Origin of the sequence: Actinoplanes oryzae (assembly GCF_030757795.1) — a bacterium.
In the GTDB taxonomy this organism is placed as follows: Bacteria; Actinomycetota; Actinomycetes; order Mycobacteriales; family Micromonosporaceae; genus Actinoplanes.
The window spans coordinates 56,724-64,413 of record NZ_JAUQWH010000035.1; the positions used below are offsets into that span (position 1 = coordinate 56,724).

Consider the following 7,690-nt stretch of genomic DNA (forward strand, 5'->3'; position numbering starts at 1 on the left):
GGACCGTTGTGAGCACTAGGAACGACGACACCGCCGTCCTGACCCCCGTCCCCGCGGACGACGGTCTCGCCACGGAGATCGCCAAGGCGGCCCCGCGGCGCTGGTGGAACCGCGTGACCATCGGCCTCGGCGCCGGCGTGCTGCTGGTCGGCGGCTTCGTCGGCGGCCTGCAGGTGCAGAAGCACTACGGCACGTCCAGCACCGCCAGCGCCTTCCCCGGCGGTGCCGGTGCCGGGCGGTCCGGGACGTTTCCCGGCGGCGGCACGGGTGGCTACGGCGGTTTCGGCGGTCAGAACTCCGGCGGCGGCGCGGCACCCGGAGCGGCGGCCCCCGCGGCGTCCGCTGCCGCCGCCGGGCCGACCACCGGCAAGGTCAAGCTGGTGGACGGCACGACGATCTATGTGGAGACCGGCGACGGCTCCGTGGTGACCGTGCGCACGAGCGGCGACACTTCGGTGCAGACGGCCACCACGGGCAAGCTCAAGGACGTCAAGGCCGGCGACACGGTCAGCGTGCAGGGCACGGCCGACGCCGAGGGCACGGTCACCGCCACCACGGTCACCAAGAGCAAGGGCTAAAGCGGCCGTACGGTCAGGATCTGCTCGGCGCGGCCCACCGGCCCGTGGACGTCGTGCAGCACGGTGCTGGTCACGCCCTGGCCACCGGCGCCGAAGACGACCGTCGTGTCGAGTCCCGTCCACGGGCCGGCCGGCTGGCGGTGCAGGTGGATCGTGAGGTCGAGGTTCGGGAACATCCACTCCTTGGGCGACTCCCGGACCGCGATCCCGTTCGCCGTGTCCACCACCTTCACGAAGTCGGCGAGCGGGCTGACGGCCTCGCCCGCGACCAGGGCCGTGCCGGTGCCGACCCAGGCGACCGCGCGGCCCGGCTCCGGCCCGGCCGCGTAGCGCACGTCGACCGAGGTGATGAAGCCGCCCGGCCACACGTCCGACAGCGGCGCCCGCGCGAGCGACTCCGGATCGGGCAGCGGGCCGGGTGCACCACCGGCCACGGCGGTCGTGTCCTGGCCGTTCATCCGCCACACCCGGGCCCGTACGGCCGGCCGGCCGCCCGCGCTCACGACCGCCTCGACCAGCTCGATCGTCCGCCCGGCCCGCACCACCTCGGTACGCACCTCGAACTCGGCCAGCTTCAGCACGCCCAGAATGTCCATGCTGATCCGCCCGACGACCAGCCCGTCCCCGCCGGCCGGCCGCCCCGACCCGCCGCCCGCCCGCGCCTCCGCCGAGTCGCTGTGGGCCCGCGCCTCCGCCGAGTCGCTGTGGGCCCGCGCCTCCGCCGAGTCGCTGTGGGCCCGCGCCTCCGCCGAGTCGCTGTGGGCCTGCGCCTCCGCCGAGTCGCTGTGGGCCCGCGCCTCCGCCGAGTCGCTGTGGGCCTGCGCCTCCGCCGAGTCGCTGTGGGCCTGCGCCGAGCCGCCTTGTGCCGCCGCCGAGCCGCCGCGCGCCTGCGACTGCGCTGAGCCGTCGCACGCCTGCGCTTGCGCTGAGCCGTTTCCCGCCTGCGCCGAGCCGCCGGGCGCTGGTGCCCCGCCGTCTTGTGCCGCCGCCGAGCCGCCGCGCGCGGCCACCATCCGGTCGATCTCGTGCACGATGAGCCCGGTCATCGGCGCGATGTGCTGCTCGTCGACGGCCCAGGCGCCGCCGGTGAGCTCGGTCGGCCGGAACGTGTGCGCGCCCACGCGCTCGAAGTAGCTCGTCACGCCCCGAGCCTAGGGTCGATCACCCGCCGCCCGTCCCGCCCTGCGCCGAACATCACGCCGCCGCCCGGCGCGGTGTCACATGCATCACTGTTGATAAATGCCCGGCAGTATCTAGGCTGACGTGCGTCGAGGGGAGGGGCCGGGTGTTCGGGCGGGCTGACCTGCTCGCGTCCGTGGAGGCGCGGCTCGCGACCGGGGGCGGCGTCGTGCTGCGCGGGCCCGAGGGCATCGGCCGGTCCGTGCTGCTGGACGCCCTCGCCGGCGCGGCGGCCGGGCGGGGCGAGCTGGTCGTGCGGGTGCGGTGTGTCGAGGACGAGCGGCTGCTGCCGTACGCGGGAATTGCCGATCTTGTCGCCCAGCTGCCGCGCGCCGCCGTCGCGAGCCTGCCGCCCGCCCACCGTGCGGCGCTGGCCGGGCTGCGCCGCGGGAGTGCGCCGCGGGCGGGCGCCCCGGCCCTGGTGCGCCGGTTGGTCCTGCCGGATCTGCTGGCGGCGTGCGCGCGGACGGCGCCGGTCCTGGTGCTGCTCGACGACGTGCAGTGGCTGGACACCGAGTCGGCGGCGCTGATCGGCTTCGCGGTGCGCCGCCGGCCGGGGCCGCGGGTGCGCGTGGTCGCGGCGCAGCGGCACGACGGGCCGGGGCATCGGCTGCGGGCCGCGCGGCTGTGCCCGGCGCCGGTGACCGATGTCGAGGTGCCACCGCTGTCCGTGGACGACCTGACCGATCTGCTCGAGGCGCGCGGCCTGCCGTGCCGGGCCGCCGTGCGGCTGCACGAGGCGAGCGGCGGGAATCCGGCCCTGGCGCTGGAGCTGGGACGAACGGCGGCGGCGTGGTCGTGGCGGCCCGAACCGCTGCCGGAGCAGGTGCGCGCGTTGCTGCGCCGGCGTCTCGCCGCGCTGCCCGCCGGGGTGAGCGCCACGCTGCTCGTCGCCGCCCTGGCGACCCGGCCTACCCTCGCGGTGCTGGTCCGGGCGGGGTGTGAGGACGCTCCCACGCAGCTGCACGCGGCCGCGGCCGCCGGCCTGGTGGCCTTCGACGGGGAGCGTGTCCGGTTCACGCCGCCCGCCCTGGCCGACGTGCTGGCCGAGGACGCCGGTGCCGCCCGGCGCGCCGGCATCCACGACGCGCTGGCGGACACGGCGCTGGAGGAGACCGTCGCCGTCCGGCACCGGGCGCTGCGCAGCGGACGGCCCGACGCGGACGTGGCGCGGGATCTCGTGGCGGCCGCCGGGCGCGCGGCCGAGCGGGGCGCCGGGCGTACGGCTGCCGAGCTCTTCCTGCTCGCCGCCGACCGGTGCCCGCGCAGCCTGGCCGGGGAGCGCTTCGACTGGCTGCTGGCCGCGGCCGAGGGCGGGGCCCGCACGGGCGCTCCCGTCGTGGCCGGCCGCGCTGCCCAGGCCGTCGTCGCCGCGGCGGACGCCCCGGCCGCGTACCGGGTGCGGGCCCGGCTGGTCCTCATCGACCTGGCCGGGCAGGGGCTCGGCGGGATGGGGGAGACGTTCGCGGCGGCGCTGCACGAGGCCGGCGACGATCCGGCGCTGCTGGCCCCGGTGCGGCTGCGCCAGGCGTGGGCCGCCCTGCTGGCCGGGGACACCGCGGCGGGCGGGGAGCTGGCCGCTGCCGCCGCCGGGGTCGCCCGGGCCGCCGGGGACGCGACGACCGAGGCGATGGCCCTGGGCGCCCTGACGCAGGCGCAGCGGGTCCGGGGCGACGAGGCGTGGCGGCGTACGCTCGCGGCGGCCCGTGCCGTCGACGCGCCGCTGCGGCCGGGCTGGGTGCACCAGAGCCCGCGCTATGTCGCCGCGCGCTTCGCCCTGATGGACGACCGGCTCGACGAGGCGCGCGCCGAGCTGCTCGTGCTGCTGGCGGTCGCGGAGCGCGACCGCACGGGCGAGGCCCTGGCCGGCGTCCTGCGCAGTCTCGCCGAGGTCGCGACGCGCGCCGGGCGGTGCCGGGAAGCCCTCGAGTACGCCCACCGGGCCGTCGCCGCGGCCGGGCGCGCGGGCCTGAGCCCGGGGCCCACGTGGTACACCGCCGCCGCCGCCGAGCTCGTGGGGGGCAGCCTGGCCCGCGCGGCCGGCTACGCCCGGCGGGGCGTGCGCGCGTCCGATCAGGAGGGTGACGGCCTCTACCTGCGCCGGCACCTGCACGTGCTCGGCCTGGCCCAGCTGCGCTCGGGGGACACGCGGGCGGGCGTGGCGACGCTGTCCCGGCTGCGCGAGCTGGACGGTGGCGCGGACCCGATGATCGTACGCTGGCAGGCCGATCTCGCCGCCGGACTGGCCGCCCTGGGCGAGCACGCCGCCGCGGCGGAAATGATGACGGAAGCCCGCCTGGCGGCCGGTCGCCTCGGTCAGAACCCCGCGCTGACCGGCTATCTGGACCGGGCGGCCGCGGCGGTGCTCTCGGAGAGCGGGCAGGCCGACTCGGCGGTAGAGCTGTCGGCCGCGGCGGCGGAGCGTTTCGCCGCGTTGCACCGTCCGCTCGAGCAGGCACACGCCCTGCTGGTCCAAGGTGGAGCGGAGCGACGCCGCCGCCGGTACGCCGCGGCCCGCGCCGCCCTGGGCGCGGCCCTCGCGCTCTTCCTGGCGGCGGACGCCAAGCCGTGGACCGAGCAGACGGAGCTGGCGCTGCTGCGGGCCGAGCGCAGCACGACGCTGCCGGCGGACCCCGGCCTGACCGGCGTGGAGGAGCGGATCGTCGAGCTGGTGCGCTCCGGGGCGAGCAACCGCGAGATCGCCGCGCGGTTGTTCCTCAGCGTGAAGACGGTGGAGGCGACGCTGACCAGGCTCTACCGCAAGCTCGGAGTGCGCTCGCGGACCCAGCTGCTGCAGCGCCTGACCCCTCATTAAGCTCCGTTGTGGTGCAAAACACCAGTCGATCGTGACCAGCGGAAACGCGACTCAGCGTGACCGGCGTTACCGGTTTTCCGTGGTCCGGGTCACTTTCGCATCGAGGCTTTTACCTGCGTGATTTGGATCCGGCACGGGACTCGGCCAGGCTGGTGGTTGGCAAAGACGCCTCACTGACCGTCACGATCATCCAGGAGTCCTCATGCCGTTCAAGACCATCCTCGCCGAGGCCCGCACCCAGCTCGCCGACCGCCGCGCCGCCTCCCGGGCGCACCGGCAGCTGTGCGCGGAGCTCGCCGCCTTCCAGACGCCCGCCGAGCGCGCGGAGCTCGACCTGATCCTGAGTCGTCACCCCGAGACCGAGACCCACGTCGTGCGCGACATCCTCGTCCAGCAGGACGCGGGCCGGCAGCGCGCCTGGCCGCTGAGCTCCTGACCTCGTCGTGTCCGCCCCCTGTGTGTCCGCTGAATGTTTCCCGGGCCCGCAGGGGGCTCCGGCAACGGATGCCGGGGCGTCGCGGCACGGAAGATCCTAAAAGTCAGACCGACTTTTCAGGTTTCTCCCAGTCCGACCGGGGATTCTGGGGATGGATACCCCGCTCAATCCTCGCAACGACGCCCCGGAGGTAACTCCCTGATGCTGGAGGTCACCGCGCTCGGCTGGACGATCACCATCGGTGTCATCGTCGCCCTGCTCGCCCTCGACCTGACCCTCGGTGTGTTGCGCCCGCACGCCGTCGGGTTCCGTGAGGCCGCCGGTTGGTCGGTCTTCTACATCGCCGTTGCGCTGCTGTTCGGAGTGGTCTTCGCCCAGATCGCCGGGTGGGACTACGGCACGGAGTATTTCGCCGGCTACATCGTCGAGAAGAGCCTGTCGGTCGACAACCTCTTCGTCTTCGTGATCATCATGAGCACCTTCGCGGTGCCGCCGAAATACCAGCAGGAGGTCCTGACCTTCGGCATCATCATCGCGCTGGTGCTGCGGGTCATCTTCATCGCGCTCGGGGCGACGCTGCTCAACGCGTTCTCGTTCATGTTCCTGATCTTCGGCCTGATCCTCATCTGGACCGCGGTGCAGCTCTTCCGGCACCGCGACGAGGATCCCGATGTCGGCGACAACGCCATGGTCAAGGCCAGCAAGAAGATGTTCCCGGTGACCGAGGAGTTCCACGGCGGCAAGCTGTTCGTCCGGCTCGACGGCAAGCGGATGGCGACCCCGCTGTTCATCACGCTGATCGCCATCGGCAGCACCGACCTGCTCTTCGCGCTCGACTCGATCCCGGCGGTGTTCGGCGTGACCGAGGAGGCGTACATCGTCTTCGTCGCCAACGCCTTCGCCCTGCTCGGCCTGCGCGCCCTGTTCTTCCTCGTCAAGGGGCTCCTCGACCGGCTCGTCTACCTCTCGGTGGGCCTGTCGATCATCCTGATGTTCATCGGCGCCAAGCTCGTGCTGCACTGGCTGCACCAGGACCTCTGGCACGGCGCCCCGGAGATCAGCACCCCGGTGTCGCTGGTGGTCATCCTGGCCATCCTGACGATCACCACGGTGGCCAGCCTGCTCAAGACCCGCAACGACCCGGAGGCCAAGGCGCACGCCGGCAGCCTCCGCGTCTCCTCGCCGCAGGAGGAAGACGCCAAGCGGTGACTTCGAGGCCGCAGGAGGAAGACGCCAAGCGGTGACTTCGAGGCCGCAGGAGGAAGACGCCAAGCGGTGACTCCGAGGCCGCAGGAGGAAGACGCCAAGCGGTGACTCCGAGTCGACGAAGCCCCCCGGCAACGGCGCCGGGGGGCTTTGTTGCGCGCCGGGCCGTGGTGCCCGGCCGGTAGTCTCCGGGTCAAGATCGACAATGACCCGGGAGCCGCATGCCTTTCACCCTGAGTCACCCCGCGGCGGTCCTGCTGCTCGGCAGGCCGCCGCTCGTCGCGTCGGCCCTGGTCGCCGGGACGGTGGCGCCGGACCTGCCGTACGTGCTGCCGCAGGCGACATCCGCCGGCTGGGGACCGTACAGCGCCTACAACCTCACCTTCACCCATGAGCCCGGCACCGGGCTGATCGCGGGGACCGCCGGCGCGCTGGTCCTGCTGGTGCTCTACCACCAGCTGCTCAAGCGCCCGCTGCTGGCCCTGCTGCCGGAGGTCGTCGCGGGACGCGTGCTCGACGCGGCGGAGCGGTTCCGCTGGGCCGGGGCCGCGCGGCCGGCGTGGATCGTCGTCTCGGCGGTGATCGGAGTGCTCACCCACCTGCTCTGGGACGCGCTGGTCCACGAGAACCGGCCGGATTCGCCCACCACCGAGGCCCTCTGGTGGGCGAGCACCCTGGCCGGTCTGCTGGCCGTCGTCGCCTGGCTCGTGAGCTGGCTCCGCCGCGCTCCCGGCCGCCCGCTTCCGCCGCGCACGGTGCTCGGCCCCGCCGGGCGTCTGGCAGCGGCCGCGACGCTGGTGGCCGCCGGCCTCGCCGGCGTGATCGTGTCACTGCTGGGGCGCGAGGACGGTGCGTTCGACCTGGCCGCGCTGCGCCAGGCGGTGGCCGGCGGCATGTCCGGCGTCGCGGTGGGCCTGCTGCTCTACGCGGCGCTGTGGCACCTCCGGCCGGGACGCGCCGGGAACTGAGCGGTGCGGGGTCTGGGCGTCGAGGAGCTGGAGGCGCTGCCTTGCGTTCTCCCGGACCGGGAGATGCCGTCTTCAGGCGAGCATCATGGTCATGCCCGCGAACATGGCGGCCGAGCCGACCGTGTTGACCCGGCGCAGCGAGACGGTTCGGGTGGCAGGCAGGAAACGGGCGGCGATCAGGCGGCCCGCGGTCCAGACGGCGAGCACCGTCACGGCGGCGGCCAGTGTCGTTCCTCCGGCGGCGTGGTGGTGCCCGTCGGTCATGCGGGGCGTCATCAGGACGAAGATGGTCATGGCGGCGGCGTCGAGGACCGCCTCGGCACGGTCGCGAGGCGCCGTCAGGCCGGCCACGGCGACGACGGCGAACAGGGCCAAGGTGGCCGCGCCGCCCCAGCGGGTGAGGTCACCACCTCGGCCCAGGGAGACGGCCACCATGGCGATGAGGCCGGCCAGATGAGGCACCCAGAGGCGGGGGTCTCGTTCTTCGCGACCCACGACTGGGCCGACG

Annotated in this window: 7 protein-coding genes; 5 read left to right on the forward strand and 2 right to left on the reverse strand. The window is 74.4% G+C overall.

Annotated features, from left to right (window positions below; translation table 11 throughout):
- The first annotated feature begins 8 nt into the window (after nt 1–8).
- Entirely contained in the window at nt 9–578 is a 570-nt protein-coding gene (locus RBH18_RS14620) for a hypothetical protein (protein WP_306207902.1), read from the forward strand.
- On the opposite strand, the gene RBH18_RS14625 is transcribed toward RBH18_RS14620, so the two are convergent.
- Nucleotides 575–1,720: a thioesterase family protein gene (locus RBH18_RS14625; protein WP_306207905.1), complete on the reverse strand. Its 1,146-nt coding sequence runs from the start codon at nt 1,718–1,720 to the stop codon at nt 575–577. The two genes, RBH18_RS14620 and RBH18_RS14625, sit on opposite strands and share 4 nt — an antisense overlap.
- 143 nt (nt 1,721–1,863) lie before the next feature.
- On the opposite strand from RBH18_RS14625, the gene RBH18_RS14630 reads away from it, so the two are divergent.
- From RBH18_RS14630 to RBH18_RS14645, 4 genes are all read left to right on the forward strand, one after another.
- Nucleotides 1,864–4,572, forward strand: coding sequence for a helix-turn-helix transcriptional regulator (locus RBH18_RS14630; RefSeq protein WP_306207907.1), 2,709 nt, complete (start codon nt 1,864–1,866; stop codon nt 4,570–4,572).
- 202 nt (nt 4,573–4,774) lie between these two features.
- Nucleotides 4,775–5,008, forward strand: a complete 234-nt coding sequence (locus RBH18_RS14635) for a hypothetical protein (protein WP_305784736.1) — start codon at nt 4,775–4,777, stop codon at nt 5,006–5,008.
- 201 nt (nt 5,009–5,209) lie between these two features.
- A complete protein-coding gene (locus tag RBH18_RS14640; protein ID WP_306207910.1) occupies nt 5,210–6,217 on the forward strand; it encodes a TerC family protein in 1,008 nt (335 codons plus the stop codon).
- Between the two features lie 218 nt (nt 6,218–6,435).
- Nucleotides 6,436–7,182, forward strand: a complete 747-nt coding sequence (locus RBH18_RS14645) for a DUF4184 family protein (RefSeq protein WP_306207912.1) — start codon at nt 6,436–6,438, stop codon at nt 7,180–7,182.
- A gap of 72 nt (nt 7,183–7,254) precedes the next feature.
- On the opposite strand, the gene RBH18_RS14650 is transcribed toward RBH18_RS14645, so the two are convergent.
- Nucleotides 7,255–7,690: hypothetical protein (locus tag RBH18_RS14650; protein WP_306207914.1), on the reverse strand; the 436-nt coding region annotated here is incomplete at its 5' end.